The organism is Algibacter sp. L4_22 (genome assembly GCF_023473045.1).
Taxonomy (GTDB): Bacteria; Bacteroidota; Bacteroidia; order Flavobacteriales; family Flavobacteriaceae; genus Algibacter.
The window spans coordinates 47,252-65,400 of record NZ_JAMCOK010000008.1 but is presented as its reverse complement, the minus strand read 5'-3'; the positions used below and the strand labels follow the sequence as shown (position 1 = coordinate 65,400).

Annotated in this window: 19 protein-coding genes; 9 read left to right on the top strand and 10 right to left on the bottom strand. The window is 31.4% G+C overall.

The features are described 5' to 3' along the window. Positions 1-121: 121 nt before the first annotated feature. From M4I23_RS17690 to M4I23_RS17665, 6 genes are all read right to left on the bottom strand, one after another. Positions 122-1,192 carry an AMP-binding protein gene (locus M4I23_RS17690; RefSeq protein ID WP_249755280.1) on the bottom strand — a complete coding sequence of 357 codons (1,071 nt, stop codon included), beginning with the start codon at positions 1,190-1,192 and terminating at the stop codon, positions 122-124. Positions 1,193-1,194: 2 nt separating this feature from the next. Next, complete coding sequence (locus M4I23_RS17685; protein ID WP_249755279.1) at positions 1,195-2,151, bottom strand: CPBP family intramembrane glutamic endopeptidase; 957 nt, start codon at positions 2,149-2,151, stop codon at positions 1,195-1,197. Continuing rightward, complete coding sequence (locus M4I23_RS17680) at positions 2,142-3,188, bottom strand: o-succinylbenzoate synthase (protein WP_249755278.1); 1,047 nt, start codon at positions 3,186-3,188, stop codon at positions 2,142-2,144. The genes M4I23_RS17685 and M4I23_RS17680 overlap by 10 nt, the downstream gene beginning before the upstream one ends. A 237-nt stretch (positions 3,189-3,425) precedes the next feature. Next, complete coding sequence (locus M4I23_RS17675) at positions 3,426-4,103, bottom strand: metal-dependent hydrolase (RefSeq protein WP_249755277.1); 678 nt, start codon at positions 4,101-4,103, stop codon at positions 3,426-3,428. 43 nt (positions 4,104-4,146) lie between these two features. Beyond that, the gene (gene menA, locus M4I23_RS17670) at positions 4,147-5,049 is read right to left on the bottom strand and encodes a 1,4-dihydroxy-2-naphthoate octaprenyltransferase (RefSeq protein WP_249755276.1); all 903 of its coding nucleotides are present in this window, start codon (positions 5,047-5,049) and stop codon (positions 4,147-4,149) included. Then, the gene (locus M4I23_RS17665) at positions 5,050-5,889 is read right to left on the bottom strand and encodes a 1,4-dihydroxy-2-naphthoyl-CoA synthase (protein WP_158851192.1); all 840 of its coding nucleotides are present in this window, start codon (positions 5,887-5,889) and stop codon (positions 5,050-5,052) included. A gap of 54 nt (positions 5,890-5,943) precedes the next feature. Between M4I23_RS17665 and M4I23_RS17660 the strand changes: the two genes are divergently transcribed. Beyond that, a complete protein-coding gene (locus M4I23_RS17660; RefSeq protein WP_158851194.1) occupies positions 5,944-7,059 on the top strand; it encodes a C1 family peptidase in 1,116 nt (371 codons plus the stop codon). Positions 7,060-7,463: 404 nt separating this feature from the next. On the opposite strand, the gene M4I23_RS17655 is transcribed toward M4I23_RS17660, so the two are convergent. Beyond that, on the bottom strand, positions 7,464-8,129 hold the full coding sequence (locus M4I23_RS17655) for a uracil-DNA glycosylase (RefSeq protein WP_249755275.1): 666 nt from the start codon (positions 8,127-8,129) through the stop codon (positions 7,464-7,466). A 68-nt stretch (positions 8,130-8,197) separates the two neighbouring features. On the opposite strand from M4I23_RS17655, the gene M4I23_RS17650 reads away from it, so the two are divergent. Beyond that, a complete protein-coding gene (locus tag M4I23_RS17650) occupies positions 8,198-8,632 on the top strand; it encodes a DUF1801 domain-containing protein (RefSeq protein ID WP_249755274.1) in 435 nt (144 codons plus the stop codon). Position 8,633: 1 nt separating this feature from the next. Here M4I23_RS17650 and holA read toward each other — a convergent pair whose 3' ends face one another. Further along, on the bottom strand, positions 8,634-9,638 hold the full coding sequence (gene holA, locus M4I23_RS17645; protein ID WP_158851200.1) for a DNA polymerase III subunit delta: 1,005 nt from the start codon (positions 9,636-9,638) through the stop codon (positions 8,634-8,636). 102 nt (positions 9,639-9,740) lie between these two features. On the opposite strand from holA, the gene M4I23_RS17640 reads away from it, so the two are divergent. From M4I23_RS17640 to M4I23_RS17615, 6 genes are all read left to right on the top strand, one after another. Next, positions 9,741-10,193 carry a type I restriction enzyme HsdR N-terminal domain-containing protein gene (locus M4I23_RS17640; RefSeq protein WP_158851202.1) on the top strand — a complete coding sequence of 151 codons (453 nt, stop codon included), beginning with the start codon at positions 9,741-9,743 and terminating at the stop codon, positions 10,191-10,193. Positions 10,194-10,270: 77 nt separating this feature from the next. After that, positions 10,271-11,257 (top strand): glycosyltransferase family 2 protein, encoded by a 987-nt coding sequence (locus M4I23_RS17635; protein ID WP_158851203.1) that lies wholly within the window; start codon positions 10,271-10,273, stop codon positions 11,255-11,257. A 107-nt stretch (positions 11,258-11,364) separates the two neighbouring features. Next, a complete protein-coding gene (locus tag M4I23_RS17630; RefSeq protein ID WP_158851205.1) occupies positions 11,365-12,204 on the top strand; it encodes an OmpA family protein in 840 nt (279 codons plus the stop codon). A 663-nt stretch (positions 12,205-12,867) separates the two neighbouring features. After that, on the top strand, positions 12,868-14,547 hold the full coding sequence (locus tag M4I23_RS17625; RefSeq protein WP_249755273.1) for a glycoside hydrolase family 2 TIM barrel-domain containing protein: 1,680 nt from the start codon (positions 12,868-12,870) through the stop codon (positions 14,545-14,547). Positions 14,548-14,781: 234 nt separating this feature from the next. Further along, positions 14,782-15,279: a CPBP family intramembrane glutamic endopeptidase gene (locus M4I23_RS17620; RefSeq protein ID WP_249755272.1), complete on the top strand. Its 498-nt coding sequence runs from the start codon at positions 14,782-14,784 to the stop codon at positions 15,277-15,279. 127 nt (positions 15,280-15,406) lie between these two features. Further along, the gene (locus tag M4I23_RS17615) at positions 15,407-15,808 is read left to right on the top strand and encodes a hypothetical protein (RefSeq protein ID WP_249755271.1); all 402 of its coding nucleotides are present in this window, start codon (positions 15,407-15,409) and stop codon (positions 15,806-15,808) included. Between the two features lie 13 nt (positions 15,809-15,821). Here M4I23_RS17615 and M4I23_RS17610 read toward each other — a convergent pair whose 3' ends face one another. Continuing rightward, positions 15,822-16,442 (bottom strand): L-threonylcarbamoyladenylate synthase, encoded by a 621-nt coding sequence (locus M4I23_RS17610; protein WP_158851212.1) that lies wholly within the window; start codon positions 16,440-16,442, stop codon positions 15,822-15,824. Positions 16,443-16,554: 112 nt separating this feature from the next. Here M4I23_RS17610 and M4I23_RS17605 point away from each other — a divergent pair, with 112 nt between their 5' ends. Then, positions 16,555-17,424 carry an alpha/beta hydrolase gene (locus tag M4I23_RS17605; protein ID WP_249755270.1) on the top strand — a complete coding sequence of 290 codons (870 nt, stop codon included), beginning with the start codon at positions 16,555-16,557 and terminating at the stop codon, positions 17,422-17,424. Between the two features lie 64 nt (positions 17,425-17,488). Here M4I23_RS17605 and M4I23_RS17600 read toward each other — a convergent pair whose 3' ends face one another. Continuing rightward, on the bottom strand, positions 17,489-18,148 hold the full coding sequence (locus M4I23_RS17600; protein WP_249755269.1) for a hypothetical protein: 660 nt from the start codon (positions 18,146-18,148) through the stop codon (positions 17,489-17,491). Position 18,149 lies beyond the last annotated feature (1 nt).

Here is an 18,149-nt window from a genome sequence, read left to right as displayed (position 1 = left end):
CTACTTATTAATTTTAAAATATTATTCAAAGGAATAATATTACTTTAATTTAAACTAAAAAATAATACCTACAAGGTTATAAAAACCTTGTAGGTATTATTAAGTGATGCTTTATATTTACTTAAAAAGTAATTTGATCTAAAGTATTTTTACGATGAATTTTCCCTGAAGCAGTATTAATAAATTTATTTACTGTATAAATAGCTTTCGGCTTTTCATATTTATCTAAACCATCAAAAATAGAATCATCTAGCTTTTTATTTTTACCTTCAATAATTAAAATAGCTTTTTCACCTAAAGTTTCATCTGGGATAGATGTAATAAAAAATTGTTGTTCAATTTTACATTGAAGTTTATGTTCGATTACCTCAGGGTATAATTTTATCCCGCCAGAATTAATCACGTTATCAAAACGACCTAACCATTCAAAACTAGAATCCGAATGTGTTTTTACTATATCGTTAGTAATAATTTTTTCATCTAAAAGTTCTGGTGCATCAATAACCAAACAACTTCTATCGTCTGTAGAGACCGTAATTCCTGGTAAAGTTTTAAAACATGTTTTGGAATCGGAATCTGTGAAATTATTAATCTTTTTAACAGCAATATGTGAAACAGTTTCTGTCATACCATAGGTTTCATAAACCATAGGTTTTTTATCTTGAATTAAAGCTTTTATACTTTCAGAAACGCGTCCGCCACCAACAATTACAGTTTTTATTTTATCAAAATATTTTGCGAAATTTTTAAGTTGCATAGGTGTAAAAGCGCAAAACTCATAATCCTTCTCGTAATCTATTCTTGGAAAAGCAGCAGGCTCTACAATATCCAATTCTAGACCTAAAACAATAGCCCGAACAATCATCATTTTACCAGCAATAAAATTTGATGGCAAGCAATGTAATACTTTTTTACCTGGCGTAAGATTAAAGAAATTGCCCGTAGCAATAGCCGATTTTATCATGGCTTCTTTTTTAATCATTATCTCCTTTGGCCTACCAGTAGATCCAGATGTACGCACTTTTATAAAATCATGCCTATCCAACCAATCAAGTAAAAATTCACCCAATTCTCGTTCGTAAGCATCTCCTTCTTTTACAAAGCTATACGCTACTTCCATTAAGTCTTCGTGAGAATAATGGTGATCATTTAATTTAAACCTTACATGTACTTTAGTGTAATCTGGTATCATAATTATTCTATTATTTTATAGTCTTCTTTTGTTGGTTCGGTAACGTTGCCTATAAGTTTATCTTTCCAATTGGTCCAATTATATTTCTTAGAAAGAATAAATAAAAGTATTGGAAAAACTACAAATACAGGTATAAATATTTCGCCCAAGGCCATAGTATCAGGATCGGACATATCTTTTAAAATTGAATCGGTTTGAAAGGCTGTCCAATCGGCAGTAACTAACAAAGCTGTAAATAAATTATTGGCTGCATGGAAACCTAAGGCAAGTTCTAAGCCTTCGTCCATTAAAGTTAAAACACCTAAAAACAAACCTGTGCCTATGTAATAAACCATAATTACTGGCCCTAATTGCTCCACTTCAGGATTTGCAATATGCATAAGTCCAAAACCAACAGAAGTTATTAAAAGTGGTAACCATTTATTTTTAAATACCACACCAATACCTTGCATTAAGTAGCCTCTAAAAAAATACTCTTCGAAACTCGTTTGTAACGGTATTAATGTAATAGCTATAGCTGCTAATATTAAAAATGGTTTTAATTTAAAATTAAGCACATAGTCTTCTGGAGCAAAAAAGAAATAATCCACCAATACAAAACTAGATGAAATAACACCCCATAGAAAAAAAATAAACCAAAAACGTTTCCAATCTATTTTTTTTCTCGCCGTTGTTAATTGCACAAACGACTGTTTATGTAAAACTTTAGCCGAAAAAATAACACCTGCCAATCCTGCTGCAAAAGACAACAGCATTAAAAACAGAAATAAATTACTACCCAAAGCCTCAATCATATCTGGGATAGTAACTGGCATATCGCCTGTTTGAAAAACTTTTATGCCTAATACAATTCCCAGAGGAATCATACCTATCATTTGCCAAGCTATAAAAATTATTAATACACCTAATAAATATCGCCACCAATCGTGTAAACCTTTAAAGGCTTGAGCTATATACATACTTCTAAATTAAATTTCCAAGGTTCGACCTTATTATACTGCAATGTACCATTTTTAACTAAAAGTGGTGACTCAAAATTATTAGAAAACAAACTACCAGTTCCTAAACCTTGTGGCAAATTACTGTTTAAAGCATACGTATATTGCGCGATGGCATTTAACCCCACATTGCTCTCTAAGGCACTTGTAATCCACCAACCTATATTTTGTTTGTTGGCTAAACTAATCCAAGAGTCGCTCCCTTTAAAACCCCCAATTAAAGTTGGTTTTAGAATAATATATTGTGGACAAATAGCTTCTAGTAATACTTGTTTTTTTTCTTCGGAAAACACACCTATAAGTTCCTCGTCTAGAGCAATAGGTAATGGTGTAGCTTCGCAAAGTTTTGCCATTTCGACTATTTGGCCTTGTTTTATAGGCTGTTCAATGGAATGTAAATCGAAATCTGATAATATTTTCAGTTTTTCTAAAGCTTCCGAAGGTTTAAAAGCACCATTAGCATCTACACGTAATTCAATATCATTTGAATTGAATTCCTTTCGAATAGATTTTAGCAGATTAATCTCTGTTTGAAAATTGATAGCACCAATTTTCATTTTAATGCAACTAAAACCAGCCTCTATTTTATCCTGAATTTGTTCCTTCATGAAACTTTCCGTTCCCATCCAAATTAATCCGTTAATAGCAATACTATCTTCAGTTTTAGTAAATTTTGAAGGAAATAAATCAAAACCATCAACGCTGTCAATAGATTTAAATGCCATTTCTAAACCAAATTGGATACTAGGAAATTCTTCTAACTGCAATAACAAATTATCTAAACCTAGATTTATGTTTTCGCAAACCCATTTTAGTTTTTCTTCATAATCGGGTCTATCATCAATAGAAAGTCCTCGAAACATTCCACATTCTCCAACACCTTTCTTGGGTCCTTTATCTAAGATAATAAACCAAGTTTCTTTAGTTTTCAAAATACCTCGCGATGTACCGCTGGCTTGTTTGAAGTTTAAAGTATATGGTTGGTAAGTTGCCGTCATAGTCATGCTAAATTAATAATTTATTCCATGAAACATTAAAACTTAACAAGGATTATCATAAAATTTTCAGATTGATTAGTTGTTTATTCTTTTAATATAAAATTGATAATTATTAGACACATAAAGTCATAATAAACCACTTTTTATATAAAATTAGAATTATTACAACGAAATAAGGTCTTAAAAACCAGATGATTCAAATTTAAAAACAAACAGATTAAAAATTACGATGCGTATTTAAAGCTCAATACTCTCTCCTATTTCTAAAAGCATTAAATCTTTATCCTTCTCGAAAAATTTTCGCTTTGCGACCTCGTGATCGATTTCGATGTAACCAAAAGTATCAAAATGACAACCTAATATTTTATCGCATTCCACAAAATCGCTCGCTAAAATGGCATCGTTAATACCCATAGTAAAATTATCACCAATAGGAAGAATTGCCAAGTCTAGTTTGGTTTGCATCGGAATTAATTTCATATCAAACGTTAAAGCCGTATCTCCAGCGATATAAATATTTTTATGCTCACTTTCAATTATAAAACCGCCTGGCTGCCCACCATAAGTACCATCAGGAAAAGACGAGGTGTGAATAGCGTTTACATATTTCACGTTTCCGAACTCAAAATCCCATTGTCCTCCATGGTTCATTGGGTGTCCTTCTAAACCAAGATTCCCAAAATGAGTTACAATTTCGAAGTTAGAAATTATAACAGCATTAGTCCGTTTGGCAATGGCTTCAACATCTAGAATATGATCTTGATGCGCATGCGTAACCATAATATAATCGGCTTCTATGGTGTTAATATCAATATTTGCAGCCTTTTCGTTACCTGTAATAAAAGGATCGACAAGTATGCTAATATCATCTATTTTAATACCTAAACAAGCATGACCGTAAAATGTGATTTTCATTAGAAATAAATTATTAAAATTGAACTCTAAATTTACTAAATTTTTACAACAATTGCCCCAAACCCAGTAAAATAGATAAAAGCACCGTTGTAAGCGCTAACTTTTTTAATTCAGGATCAAAATGTTGTGGGTTTTGTGTGTTATTCACTTTTTTAAGATGAAGAAATAAAGGTATAAAAGCAATTAAAAAAATAAAATTAAAAGCTGACTTATAAAACAAAACACCAAATAAAATGGATAGTAAAATAGCCAAAATAATTAAAAAACTATGATATGTTTTAGCCTTTAAGCTACCTAATTTTAACGCTAAAGTAATTTTATTGGATTTTGTATCCGATTCTATATCACGCATATTATTAAGGTTTAACACAGCGGTGCTTAACAAGCCAATTATTACGGCTGGTAAAATCACTATAAAATCTATCGTTTTTGCAAACAATACATAACCACCAATAACACTAACAAAACCAAAAAACAGAAACACAAAAATATCTCCCATGGCATTATAACCATAGGCATTACCACCAACTGTATATTTAATTGCGGCAATTATTGCCCCAACGCTAAGCACAAAAAAGACTACTGAAAGTAAAAAATGAGTGCTTCCAAAAGCAAAATAAATAGTCAATAAAGCCAAAATGGTTGAAATTACCACGTTTATTGTAATGGCCCTTTTCATTTCCTTTGGAGATATTACGCCACTTTGTATAGCACGCTCCGGCCCTATTCTATCATCATTATCGGTTCCTTTAACACCATCACCATAGTCGTTTGCTAAATTGGAAAGTATTTGAAAACTTAGAGTCGACAAAATAGCCAACAAACAAATTACCCAATTAAAGACATCTTGATAAGCTGCTAAAAAGGAAGCTAAAATAATTCCGGAAATGGATAAAGGTAAAGTGCGCAAGCGCATAGAAGAAATCCAGATTTTTGTTTTATTCATTTATGGTATCCATTTTTTAGGAAAATTAGGCTTTCTTTTTTCAAGAAATGCATCTCGACCTTCTTTGGCTTCATCTGTCATATAAGCTAAACGTGTTGCTTCACCAGCGAATACTTGTTGCCCAACCATACCATCGTCTGTTAAATTCATTGCGAATTTCAACATTTTTATCGATGTTGGGGATTTTCCTAATATTTCCTGAGCCCAATCATAAGCTGTACTTTCTAATTCATCGTGTGGGATAACGGCGTTTACCATGCCCATATCATAAGCTTCTTGTGCTGAGTAATTTCGTCCTAAAAAGAAAATTTCACGCGCTCTTTTCTGCCCTACCATTTTAGCCAAATAAGCCGAGCCATAACCACCATCAAAACTAGTAACGTCGGCATCTGTTTGTTTAAAAATAGCGTGTTCTTTACTTGCTAAAGTTAAATCACAAATTACATGCAAACTATGTCCGCCACCAACAGCCCAACCAGGAACTACTGCTATCACAACTTTAGGCATAAAACGAATTAAACGCTGAACTTCTAATATATTTAAACGATGATACCCATCTTCTCCTACATAACCTTGATGACCTCGTGCTTTTTGATCTCCACCACTACAAAAAGAATACACACCATCTTTAGTAGAAGGCCCTTCGGCAGATAATAATACCACACCAATATTCACATCTTCATTCGCATCATAAAATGCATCATACAGTTCTGCCGTTGTTTTTGGTCTAAATGCATTTCTAACATCTGGTCTGTTAAACGCGATTCGCGCTACACCATTACATTTTTTATATGTAATATCTGTATATTCTTTAACAGTTATCCAATTTTCTTGACTCATTTTCTTTATTTTAGCCAAAAATAAATTTTATTTCATTAAAACCATTCATTCCCTATGAAAAATAATATTTCATTACTTGTTTTGCTCTTCATTTGTATCTCTATAAATGCACAAACTTATAAGTTTGAAACTGTAATAGATATTGAAACTACCGATGTTATTAGTCAAGGAAATACAGGAACATGTTGGAGTTTTTCTACGTCTTCATTTTTAGAAAGCGAAATAATAAGACTTACAGGTAAAAAAATTGATTTATCTGAAATGTACACGGTACGTAATACCTATCCTAAAAAAGCTTGGAACTATATAATGCGCCAAGGAAAAACACAATTTAGCGAAGGTGGCTTGGCTCACGATGTTTTAAACAGCGTAAAAGATCATGGTTTAGTTCCTAGTTTTGTTTTTACAGGACTGGATGAAGCTAATACAAGACATAACCATTCTGAAATGATTACAGTTTTAACTGGTGTTTTAAATACCTATGTAAACGATGTAAAAAAACCACTATCTCCAAAATGGAAACAAGTTACAGAATCGATTTTGGACATTTACTTAGGTAAAAACGTTGAAACTTTTAATTATGAAGGTATACAATATACTCCAAAATCATTTTTAGAAATGACTAAAATTAATCCAGATGATTATGTGAGTTTAACATCTTTTTCTCATGAACCATATTACACCAATTTCGTTTTAAACATTCCTGATAATTTTTCAAACGGGAGTTTCTACAACATCACAATTGAAGATGCAGTTAAAACGGTAAATAATGCTCTTAAAAAAGGATATACAATAGCTTTAGATTGCGATGTAAGTGAAAGTACATTTACAGCAAATCCTGGTATGGCAATAATTCCAGAAGACAGCAATGTAAACCTAAAGGAATTGACCGAAATTGTACCAGAAAAAGAGATTACACAAGCGTACAGACAACAAGAATTTGAAAATTTCAATACCACAGACGATCATTTAATGCATATTACAGGATTAGTAAAAGATCAAAACGGAAATACATACTATAAAGTAAAGAATTCATGGGGAAAAAACTCCGAACGTATTGCAAATAACGGTTTTATCTACATGAGTGAGGCTTATTTCAAATTAAAAATGATTTCTATAACACTTCATAAAAATGTAGTTGATAAAAAATATCATAATATTTTGAATTAATCATAAATCTAACTCCTAAAATATTACGGATACCACAAAAATCAAAAACCGCATTTATAAACGAATGTTCATATTATTTAAATTATTAACTTTGCACATATAAATAGTAGATTATGTATAATTTGCATATCGTCGATATAATTTGTACATTGTCGAATATTTAAACCCCATTTAATATGATTTCAACAATTATTCTTACACTTTCAATACTTATTTTATTTAATTTATTGCTTCTAAAATTTAGCTGTAACAAGACACCTAAAACTACGAAAGTAAATAAAGAGCCTGTTGTTTTATCACCGTATTTAGAATTAGATAACATGAATGAAAGACTTGCACCTACAGGAAGCTAATAACACTTTCTTTTTAGCTTAATGCTAAGTTTTAATTTTCCCTATTTAATTTTACCAGTTAAGTGTTTTTTCACCTAAGTCTTTAAGATATTGGTTTACCTGCGAAAAATGCTTATTCCCAAACCAATACCCTCTATTTGCAGATAAAGGTGATGGATGTCCACTAGTTAAAACCAAATGCTTCTTATCATCTATAAGTTTCACTTTCTTTTTTGCAAAACCTCCCCAAAGTAAAAATATTATATTCTCATTTTTATCACTAACTGTTTTTATCACAGAGTCCGTAAAGGTTTCCCAACCTTGTTTTTGATGACTTGCAGCTTCGTGAGCTCTAACTGTAAGCGTAGCATTTAAAAGTAAAACGCCTTGTTTTGCCAAACGTTCTAGATTACCACTTTTAGGATAGGGAATTCCTAAATCGGCTTCAATTTCCTTAAAAATATTAACTAATGAAGGTGGATGTTTTACACCATCGGCAACAGAGAAACATAAACCATTAGCCTGACCGTAATCATGATATGGATCTTGCCCAATAATCACAACTTTTACATCATTAAAATGACAATAATTAAAAGCATTAAAAACAGCTTCTTCTGGAGGGAAACAAGTATTCGTGTTATATTCATCAGTTACAAATTTCATTAAATTCTTGAAGTATTCCTTTTTAAATTCTTTATCTAAATACGGTTTCCAACTATCGTGAATGTCTAAATTCATTTATATTTTTTTAAGAAGAAACTAAATTAACACTATCTTTAATCTAATTTCAATTTAAGAAGAAAAAAATGGCTTTTAATTCCTTACAGATAGAAACAGATTCTAGAATTGAACAAGTGTTTAATAATTATCCAGAGTTTGTTAAAAACCAGATACAACAACTTAGAACACTTATTTTAGAAGTAGCAAATAGCATTGAAGGTATTTCTAAAATTGAAGAAACCCTAAAATGGGGAGAACCTAGTTATTTGGTAAAAAAAGGAAGTACAATTAGAATAGACTGGAAACCTAAAAAACCAGACCAATATGCCATGTATTTTAAATGTACCAGTAAATTAGTTGAAACTTTTAAAATTGTTTTTAAAGATATTTTTGAGTTTGAAGGGCATCGCGCTATTGTATTTAAATTAGATGATAAAATCCCCGAAACCGAATTAAAACAATGTATTAAAGCTGCTTTAAAGTACCATAAAGTAAAACAATTACCTTTTTTAGGATTATGAACTAAATAAAAATACGCACCAAAAGTTCTTTAAGCAAATCGCCTTGAGGAATAGCATTAGAACCAACACCTTTACTTTTTACATCGAATTCGCGCAAAGTTGCCACTACACCACTCACCTTTCTCATCGGGAAATTTCTAGCAGCAGTAATATAATCATTCACAAAATACGGATTAACACGAAGCGCAGAGGCAACACTTCTAGGCGACTTATCACTTAATCCATGAAACGTAAGCAATTGCGAAAAAAAAGCAAACAATAATGAAACAGTAACAACCATTGGGTTATCTTTTGGGTTATCTCCAAAATATTGTACAATTTTAAAAGCTTTAACCGCGTTGCGTTCACCAACAGCTTTCCTTAACTCAAAATTATTGTAATCTTTACTAATCCCAATATTTTCCTCAACATGTTCTGGCGTAATTTGTGTGCCTTTTGGTAAAATAATCTGAAGTTTTTCTAACTCATTATTTATTTTACTCAAATCAGTTCCTAAAAACTCCACAAGCATTTGTGCTGCTTTCGGGGTAATTTCATATTTCTTCGGAGCCAGTACACGACGAATCCAATCGGCTACTTGATTATCATAAAGTTTTTTACTCTCGTAAACAATACCCTCTTTTTTAAGCGTTTTATATAGCGCTTTACGCTTATCAATTTTTTTGTACTTATAATTAAAAACTAAAACAGTACTTGGTTGTGGGTTTTCGGCATATTTAGCCAATTTCTCAATACTTCTGGATAAATCTTGAGCTTCCTTTACAATAATAACTTGGTGCTCTGCCATCATTGGGTATCGTTTAGCATGCCCAACAATATCATCTATAGTAACATCACGACCGTACAAAACCATTTGGTTAAACCCACGTTCAGCTTCATCTAAAACAGAAGTTTCAATAAAATCTGAAATTTTATCAATATAATAAGCCTCTTCACCCATTAAAAAGTAAATAGGTTTTAAGTTTTTATTTTTTATATCGGTTACTATTTGTTTTACTTCGTCCAAATCTGGTATAAATTCCTAATTATAAATTTCAAATTCCTAAAAACGATTGCTGCCTATAAAATTTGATTAATTGCTTAACTTTGAAAAAATTTTAAAATTTCAGTGTTACAAAAATTAAATTTTCCTGAGTTTTCATTTCGTTTCAAAAATAGCGAAAATAAAGTATCTATTTTCGATTGTATTCGCAAAAAATTTGTGATTTTACAACCCGAAGAATGGGTTAGACAACATTGCACACTCTATTTAATAAATGTTAAAAAATATCCCCTTTCATTAATTAACGTGGAAAAAGAACTCACTATTAACGATTTAAAAAAACGTTACGATATTGTTGTTTTCAATCCCGACGGCAGTATTCATTTAATTGTAGAATGTAAAGCACCAAAAATAAACATTAATCAAACCACATTCGACCAAATTGCACGTTATAATACAGAACTAAACGCCACTTATTTAATGGTAACTAACGGAATAAATCATTATTATTGCCAAATGGATTTCGAAAACGAACGGTATCAGTTTTTAAAAGATATTCCGGAGTATAATCCACAATAAAATAGTTTTAACACCATTCAACAATCTAAACGTTATATTTTTAAACAAATAAACTTTTAACCCATAAACAAGATCAATTGAAAATCGCCATCGCCATACTAAACTGGAACGGAAAAAAACTTTTAAAACAGTTTTTACCTTCGGTAGTTGAACATTCTAAAGAAGCCGAAATTTATGTAGCCGATAATGCATCAACCGATGATTCTATTTCATTTATTAAAAACAACTTCCCTACTGTAAAAATTATTCAGAATGAAGAAAATGGAGGTTTTGCAAAAGGTTATAATGATGCTTTAAAGCATATTGAGGCCGAGGTGGTTTGTTTATTAAATAATGATATAGAAGTTACAAAAAACTGGCTTCTCCCTATTATTGAGGCCTTTAAAAGCAACCCAAATACCGCAATACTTCAACCTAAAATATTAGACTTTAAAAACAAAGCCTATTTTGAATATGCTGGTGCAGCAGGCGGATTTATAGACAAATACGCCTACCCATATTGCCGAGGCCGTATTTTTAACACGCTTGAAAAAGACAATGGACAATACAACGACACTAGCGAAATTTTTTGGGCAACCGGAGCTTGCTTTTTTGTAAAAAATCATATTTTCAAACAATATAATGGTTTCGATGAGCACTTCTTCGCTCACATGGAAGAAATAGATCTATGCTGGCGCGTAAAAAACGAAGGTTATTCTATAAAATACGTTGGAACATCTACTATTTATCATGTTGGTGGAGCTACATTAAATGCTATAAATCCAAAAAAAACCTATCTTAACTTTAGAAACAGCCTTTATACACTTACCAAAAATGCAAAAGGCTCTTTATTCTTTATTATTTTTATCCGTTTAGTTCTCGATGGTTTTGCTGCAACAAAATTTTTATTCGAATTAAAACCCAAGCATACCATAGCAATTCTAAAAGCCCATTTTAGTTATTATTCTAATTTAAATAGGTTATTAAAACAACGCAAGACAATAAAAAATAAAACAAATTACTACAAGAAAACATCCATTGCTATCGATTATTTCGTAAATAAAAACATCTATTACAAAAGATAAAAGAAATTAGCAAAAGTTTTGTTAATAACTCTGCTAACAACCTATTTTTATATACTTTTGTTAATTATAGAACGAACATTTTTTAATCCAAAATTATAAAACAACTTATGAAAAAAGTTTTATTACTTAGTCTGTCAGCCATGTTACTTTTAAGTTCATGTGTTTCAAAAAAACAATTTACAGATCTTGAAGCTAAACAAAAAGAAACTCAAGATTTACTCAACTCGGCAACCGTAAAATTAAACTCTTGTTTAGAAGATCGCGCAGCAGCAACAGCTAAAGCTACCGTATTAGAATCTCAAGTAAACGATTTACGTAATAACAATGATAACCTTCAATTATTATCTTCTAAAGGAGCTAGTAGTATCGAGAAAACATTAGAAAGTATAAAAGAAAAAGAACTTAAAATTTCACGTTTACAAGACGCACTTACTAAAAAAGACAGTATCACGTTAGCTTTAGTAACAAGCCTAAAACGCGAAGTTGGTATTAACGATCCAGATATCCAGGTAAATGTAGAAAAAGGTGTAGTTTTCATTTCTATCGCCGATAAATTACTTTTCCAAAGCGGAAGTTACAACGTAACCACTAGAGCTAAAGAAGTATTAGCTAAAGTAGCTAAAGTTATCAATAGCAAACCAGAATTTGAAGCAATGATTGAAGGTCATACAGATAGCAGATCTTACCAAAAAGGTGTACTTTTAGACAACTGGGATTTAAGTGTTAAACGTTCTACATCTATCATTCGTGTGTTACAAGGCTTAGGTGTTAATCCAGGACAGTTAATCGCTGCAGGACGTAGTTCTTATGTACCTTTAGTAGATAACGATACTGCTGAAAACAGAGCAAAAAACAGACGTACACGTGTTGTTGTTCTTCCTAAAATCGATCAATTTTACGATATGATCGAAAAAGAAATGAAAAACTTAGAAGCTGGAGGAAAATAATCAGCTTAGTATTAAATATTTAAAAGCCCGACTGTAAAGTTGGGCTTTTTTTATACCTTTTTTTGGGCGTTACCCTATCGGGTCAGGCTTTACGTTGCAATTCCTCGTTCGTACCTCTCTGCGGGATTTTCACTGCAATCCTTAACGCAGGGCTTAACACAAAGGTTTGGTTAGAATAGCCTTCTTATAGTGACATAATTATTACAGAATTCTTTATAGGTTCTACTTTTGGAATTGTATTTTTACTTTATTAATATGTGCCAGTTCTATCATTATTAGGCACAAGCTGGAAAAAAACAACATTAGAGCTAAATATGGCACTTAGAGAATTGAAAAAGGAATTAAATCTCAAGCACTAAACAATTCGTTTAAATTTAAGACATATATTATATTGCATAAAGCTTTCGATGAACTTGGAATTAAAATATTGGATGGAATAGAAATTGAAAAACCAATAATGATTTATGGAAATGAGCACGATTGCGAACCGATTAACATCTATGCATTTGAATAAAAAAACTGGCTACAACACAATATATAATTTATTGTTAGTCTTAGCTTGTTTGGGAAAACCCTCCGGGTTCCCAAACTTATGGGTTTTATTTGCTAAATTAGTGGCTTAAACCATACACAAAACCGAGTCCAATTAAAAAAACGGAGTACATGAAAAAAAATTTAACATTAATACTCATTCTATGTATCACCCAACTGATTTTGGGCTGTTCTCAACCGGAGAAGTCTAAAACGGCACAAAAGGAAGTAGAAACCAATATTGAACTAAAAGACAATTGGTACTACCTTAATGGAGAAAAGTTTTTTATAAAAGCAATTGGATACGAAATAGGTGCACGTCCAGGACAACATCCTTATGAAGATGAAAAGAAAGATCATTTGGAGTTAATGAAATTTGATCTCGATAACATTAAAAAAGGTGGTTATAATACGATAAGAACTTGGAGTCAATTTTCTGAAGCTCAATTGAAACTTGTACAAGAATCGGGTTTAAAACTTATTATGGGTTTAGATGTTAATCCAGAAGAAGATTATAGGGATCCTAAATTTATAAATCACTGCAAGACACAGCTTGAAAACATTTTAAAATATGCACCAAAATATAATTGTATAATTACGTATTTGGTTATTAACGAACCTCAAACGGATCATATTCATGAGGTTTCTGCTCAGGCATTTAAAAATTTAATGAAAATGATGATAGATATGATTCATAAAAATCATCCAAATATACCAGTAACACTTTCTGCAAATGCTATGATTAGTGATTGGATGGATATAAGTATGTATGATGTATACGCTTATAATTGTTACGGTTACAATGAAGGCCAAACAGCAACAATGGGGTTTAGAGATTATATTAAAGGTTTAAATAAATTAAACGGATTAGATAAACCATTTATAATAACTGAGTTTGGACATTCAGTATCTCCAAAAGGAGGTTTTGGTAATTTTGGCTCAAGAACCTTAAAGGAACAAAGAGAAGGATTAGTTTCTAATTACAGAGATCTTATGGATGCTGGAGCTGTAGGTATGTGTCCATTTTATTATGCTGATGGTTGGTGGAAAGGTGGAGAAAAAAGCATACATAATAAAGAGCAACCAGAAGAATGGTTTGGATTTTGGGGTTATAAAGATATTAACGACAAATATGGCTCGCCACGCCCAGTTTGGTTTGCCATGCGAGATTATATGAAAGGACTAATTATAAGTCCTAAAAACAAAACAGTACACACCAACACAACAACGATACCTTTAGAGTTTTATAATGATGCCACTATAAAAAAAGTAGTTGTAAAAAACCGTGATGAAATTATCTATTCTAAAAACATAACAAACGCAGGTTATTTTGCAGATCAATTAACAATTAATCCAGATGGTATTGAAGCCATGGAGCTTGCTTTTGAGTTTTTTGATAGTGAAGATAATAGTGTTAAAAACGAATCTATTATAATTCTGGCTTCCAAAACAGTTATAGACTTGCCTAAATTAAGCATAGAAGTTTCACCCAAAAAAGATTTAAACGACGTAAAAACTGGAAGCATTACAACAAAAATAGAAACCAATGAAAATTTTAAACTCATTGGTGATTTAATCGTTAGCTATAATACACATCTTGGATGGGACGTTGGTCCACAAGTATCTGTTTCGGTTAAAGATCAAATGGATAAAAAAGTAATTACTTCTGAAAATTTCTTTAATATTCCTGATAATTGCTGGGTTGTAAATGCATCTGCAGGAATCTCAGTTAGGTATGGTAAGTTTACCTTTAAAATTCATGACCAAAAAATAATTTATAAAGGTGATTGGGCTAAAGAAATCAGTCGTTAGCAAGACTTTGGGTAGGGATTTTAACTTTTATGACTCAAAAATTTATGATGGTTGGACACAATGGGAAAATGGAAATAAAATTGTAGAACAAACATAATATAACACCTATTGCTAACATGTATAAAAAACATAGGACATCTTTGGCTAAATAGAGACGATAGTGCTTATAACCTACCCTGCGTTTCTTGCACCAAACTTAGTGTGAACTATGCCTCTTAAAGAACACAATAGATAATGAAAAAATCACTACAATTTGTAAGGTTTAAAAAGTTTAATGTTTTAATACAATTACTAATATTTACTTTTATACTCTTATTTATTGGAGAGATTTTAGAATTAGTTTTTGGCATGTTTTTTGGAAACAATAATTTTTCAAAATTAGACTTTAGTGATAGTTCTATTGAATATGTGTTGTTCGAAACAGTAATTTTATCTCCACTAATTGAAACGTTTTTTATTCAATTTCTTCTGCTTGAATTTTTACGAGTGCTTTTTAACGGATTATCAATAAATTATTTTTTAGCAGTTTTAATATCTGGTTTTATTTTTGGAGTGTTACATCATTATAATATTCCATATATGATAGCTTTAACAATATTAGGTTGGATATTTGGATATATTTATGTCTTTTATAAAAAAAACAAAAAAATACATCCTATTTTAGCTGTATTGATTACACATTCTTTATATAACTTAATAATTGTATTAAAAGATTACATTTTAGTAAATTAGAATAATTCAGTTGAAGAGCACCTTTAGTAAGTAAAAATAAAAAGATTATTAAACACAAAATCTTTAGTATTCATTGTAGAATTCAACTAAAAACTCAAGAACTTGAGTCGTAATTTAAATAGAACCCATGAAAAAGTCAAACCAAAAACAATATCACTATATTTTAATACTCTTTGCATTTATACTATTTAGCTGTAATTCTGGTAAAGAAAAATTTATAATTGAAGAAATCGAAGAACCTACTAATGGCACAGCCATATCAATAAGAAAGTTTGAAGTTACAAGTTTTGGTTCGAGTTTCTCTTATTCTACGAACTCTACTGACAACGACAACGAAGTAAAAGACATCAAAATTAGTTTCAATAATGAGCCACTAAGCACTATTCTAGAGAAATTGGAGCATTCATACAATATAGGCGACCTTAAAAAAGATCCTATATTGAACATTGACTATTACAGAGAAAACATAACAAATGAAAAGGCCGTTAAAGACATCATTTCTCAATTAAAAAAAACGTACCAGTTTTAAAAAAGAGTATAAATTAAAAAATATCCAAACTTCCCTTACCTTCACGAATAATAACTGGTTCACCTTCAGAAAGATCAATAACCGTAGAAGCCTCATTATCACCATAACCACCATCGATTACTAAATCGACTAAATTACCCCATTTTTCAAGTATCAATTCAGGATCTGTAGTATATTCCAAAACAGTATCATCATCATGGATAGATGTCGAAATAATAGGATTCCCTAACAGTTTTACAATATCTAAAGCAATAGCATTATCGGGTACACGAATACCAACTGTTTTCCTTTTCTTAAATGGATTAGGCAAGTTTTTAGATCCCGGTAAAATAAATGTATATGGCCCAGGAAGTGCACGTTTTAGGATTTTAAAAACAGAGGTGTCAATTTGTTTTACATAATCACTTATATTACTTAAATCGTGACAAATAAAAGAAAAATTAGCTTTATCCAACTTAACACCTTTAATACGTGCAATTTTCTCTAAAGCTTTTACGTTAGTAATATCGCAACCCAAACCATAAACGGTATCGGTTGGATAAATTATGAGTCCGCCACGTTTCAAAATAGCGACCACTTTTTCAATCTCTTTAGGATTTGGGTTTTCCTCATAAATTTTAAAAAATTCAGCCATAATAACTATCTTGCATTACATTATTTACTGGTACAAAGTAAATATTATTTTTAACATACAATTATATAGTCCGATATACTTCAATTAAAAAAGTTATAAAATTATTAACAATATGAAAGTTTTTAAGTTTCTCTCCCTAAATCTCTTAGTTTTAATTACCTTTTTAGGTTGTTCAGAAAAAATAGAACCTATTGCAACAACCAATATTTTAGATACCACGCAAGTCTACGAAGAGTTTGATGTTGTTTATGGTGATGATGAGAACCAAACCTTCGATTTATATTTACCAGCAAACAGAACGTTAGATACTAAAGTGATTATTTTAGTCCATGGAGGCGGTTGGTCTGGAGGTGACAAGACGGAAATGGATGCACTAAAAACACTTTTAATTGAAGATTTTCCTGATGTGGCCATAGCCAACATTAATTACCGATTAGCAGACAGCAACAACAAACCTTACCCAATGCAAACCAACGATATTAGTACCGTGGTGAGATATTTAAAAACAAATGAGATTAAACTTTCTATTTCCGACCAACTTGGTTTTATAGGTACAAGTGCCGGCGGCCATTTATCCTTACTTTGGGCTTATAGTTTTGATACGTTACAAAAAACGAATATGGTTTGCAGTATTGTTGGCCCTACCAATTTAACCGACCCAAATTATGTTACTGCAGCGGAAGAAAGTGATGAACTAGCCACTTATTTAAACTTATTTGGTGATAATCTTACAGATGAATATTTGCAAGAAGCAAGCCCGCTCTATCAAGTTACTGCCAATGCACCTGCTACGCAATTGTTCTACGGTGGAAATGACCCGTTAATACCAATTAGCCAAGGCGCAGATTTAAACGAAAAATTATCTAAACTAAACGTAACTCACGAATATACACTTTATCCCGAAGCTGGACACGGCTGGACAGGTTTAGAGTTTTTAGATACTTGGACAAAAATGAAAGCATTTATTAATACTAATTTGTAGAAATAAAAAAGGCTAAAATTCAGAAATTGAATTTTAGCCTTTTTTATTTTAAAATATATTTTTTCTAACGCATGCCGCCACCCGGAGGGCCTCCTTGTCCTCCTCCACTAGACATTCTTGAATCGCTACTTTGATTCGTTTCCGGCTTAGGGTTTTGTTCCGATTTAACGAAAGTTTGATATTTAATCCACTTAGTATATTGTTTTTCGCTTAAAATAGCTTCTAAGCCTTTATTTAACTTTACCTCAGCAGCTTTAACTTCTATTTTAGCAGGATTAATTTTTGCTTCAATTAAAGCACGTTCTGAATCTTTAGAATCATCAGAAGCGTCACTTCTATCCATTCTTGAACCACTTTCACTTCGACTAGACTGCATGGCTTTCATCTTAGCATTTACATACACATTCAATGTATCAAAGTTATCCTTATTTAAAAGTGCAATTTCATTTACTCGGTTATTATACTTCTCTATAGATTTACGAACCTTTAAGATTAGTTCTTTATCCTTTTTCTTAATTTTAATTTTCTTAATGGCAGCTTCGTCATCATAATTAAAAATTCCTGCAACTTTAGAGGCACTAAATTCAACCATTTTTGGACGCTCTTGGCTGCTCATTCCGCTACTTCCTCCTGGGCCACCACCTTGTCTCCCTCCGCCACCGCCAGGTTGCGCATGTATAAAACTAAAACTTAAAACGCATACTATTAATAAAAGAATTCTCATA

Excerpts from the sequence above, each read along its gene's own strand:
- M4I23_RS17690 (WP_249755280.1), bottom strand. The coding sequence starts at position 1,192 with ATGATACCAGATTACACTAAAGTACATGTAAGGTTTAAATTAAATGAT.
- M4I23_RS17685 (WP_249755279.1), bottom strand. The coding sequence starts at position 2,151 with ATGTATATAGCTCAAGCCTTTAAAGGTTTACACGATTGGTGGCGATAT.
- M4I23_RS17680 (WP_249755278.1), bottom strand. The coding sequence starts at position 3,188 with ATGACGGCAACTTACCAACCATATACTTTAAACTTCAAACAAGCCAGC.
- M4I23_RS17675 (WP_249755277.1), bottom strand. The coding sequence starts at position 4,103 with ATGAAAATCACATTTTACGGTCATGCTTGTTTAGGTATTAAAATAGAT.
- menA (WP_249755276.1), bottom strand. The coding sequence starts at position 5,049 with ATGAATAAAACAAAAATCTGGATTTCTTCTATGCGCTTGCGCACTTTA.
- M4I23_RS17665 (WP_158851192.1), bottom strand. The coding sequence starts at position 5,889 with ATGAGTCAAGAAAATTGGATAACTGTTAAAGAATATACAGATATTACA.
- M4I23_RS17660 (WP_158851194.1), top strand. The coding sequence starts at position 5,944 with ATGAAAAATAATATTTCATTACTTGTTTTGCTCTTCATTTGTATCTCT.
- M4I23_RS17655 (WP_249755275.1), bottom strand. The coding sequence starts at position 8,129 with ATGAATTTAGACATTCACGATAGTTGGAAACCGTATTTAGATAAAGAA.
- M4I23_RS17650 (WP_249755274.1), top strand. The coding sequence starts at position 8,198 with ATGGCTTTTAATTCCTTACAGATAGAAACAGATTCTAGAATTGAACAA.
- M4I23_RS17630 (WP_158851205.1), top strand. The coding sequence starts at position 11,365 with ATGAAAAAAGTTTTATTACTTAGTCTGTCAGCCATGTTACTTTTAAGT.
- M4I23_RS17625 (WP_249755273.1), top strand. The coding sequence starts at position 12,868 with ATGAAAAAAAATTTAACATTAATACTCATTCTATGTATCACCCAACTG.
- M4I23_RS17620 (WP_249755272.1), top strand. The coding sequence starts at position 14,782 with ATGAAAAAATCACTACAATTTGTAAGGTTTAAAAAGTTTAATGTTTTA.
- M4I23_RS17615 (WP_249755271.1), top strand. The coding sequence starts at position 15,407 with ATGAAAAAGTCAAACCAAAAACAATATCACTATATTTTAATACTCTTT.
- M4I23_RS17610 (WP_158851212.1), bottom strand. The coding sequence starts at position 16,442 with ATGGCTGAATTTTTTAAAATTTATGAGGAAAACCCAAATCCTAAAGAG.
- M4I23_RS17605 (WP_249755270.1), top strand. The coding sequence starts at position 16,555 with ATGAAAGTTTTTAAGTTTCTCTCCCTAAATCTCTTAGTTTTAATTACC.
- M4I23_RS17600 (WP_249755269.1), bottom strand. The coding sequence starts at position 18,148 with ATGAGAATTCTTTTATTAATAGTATGCGTTTTAAGTTTTAGTTTTATA.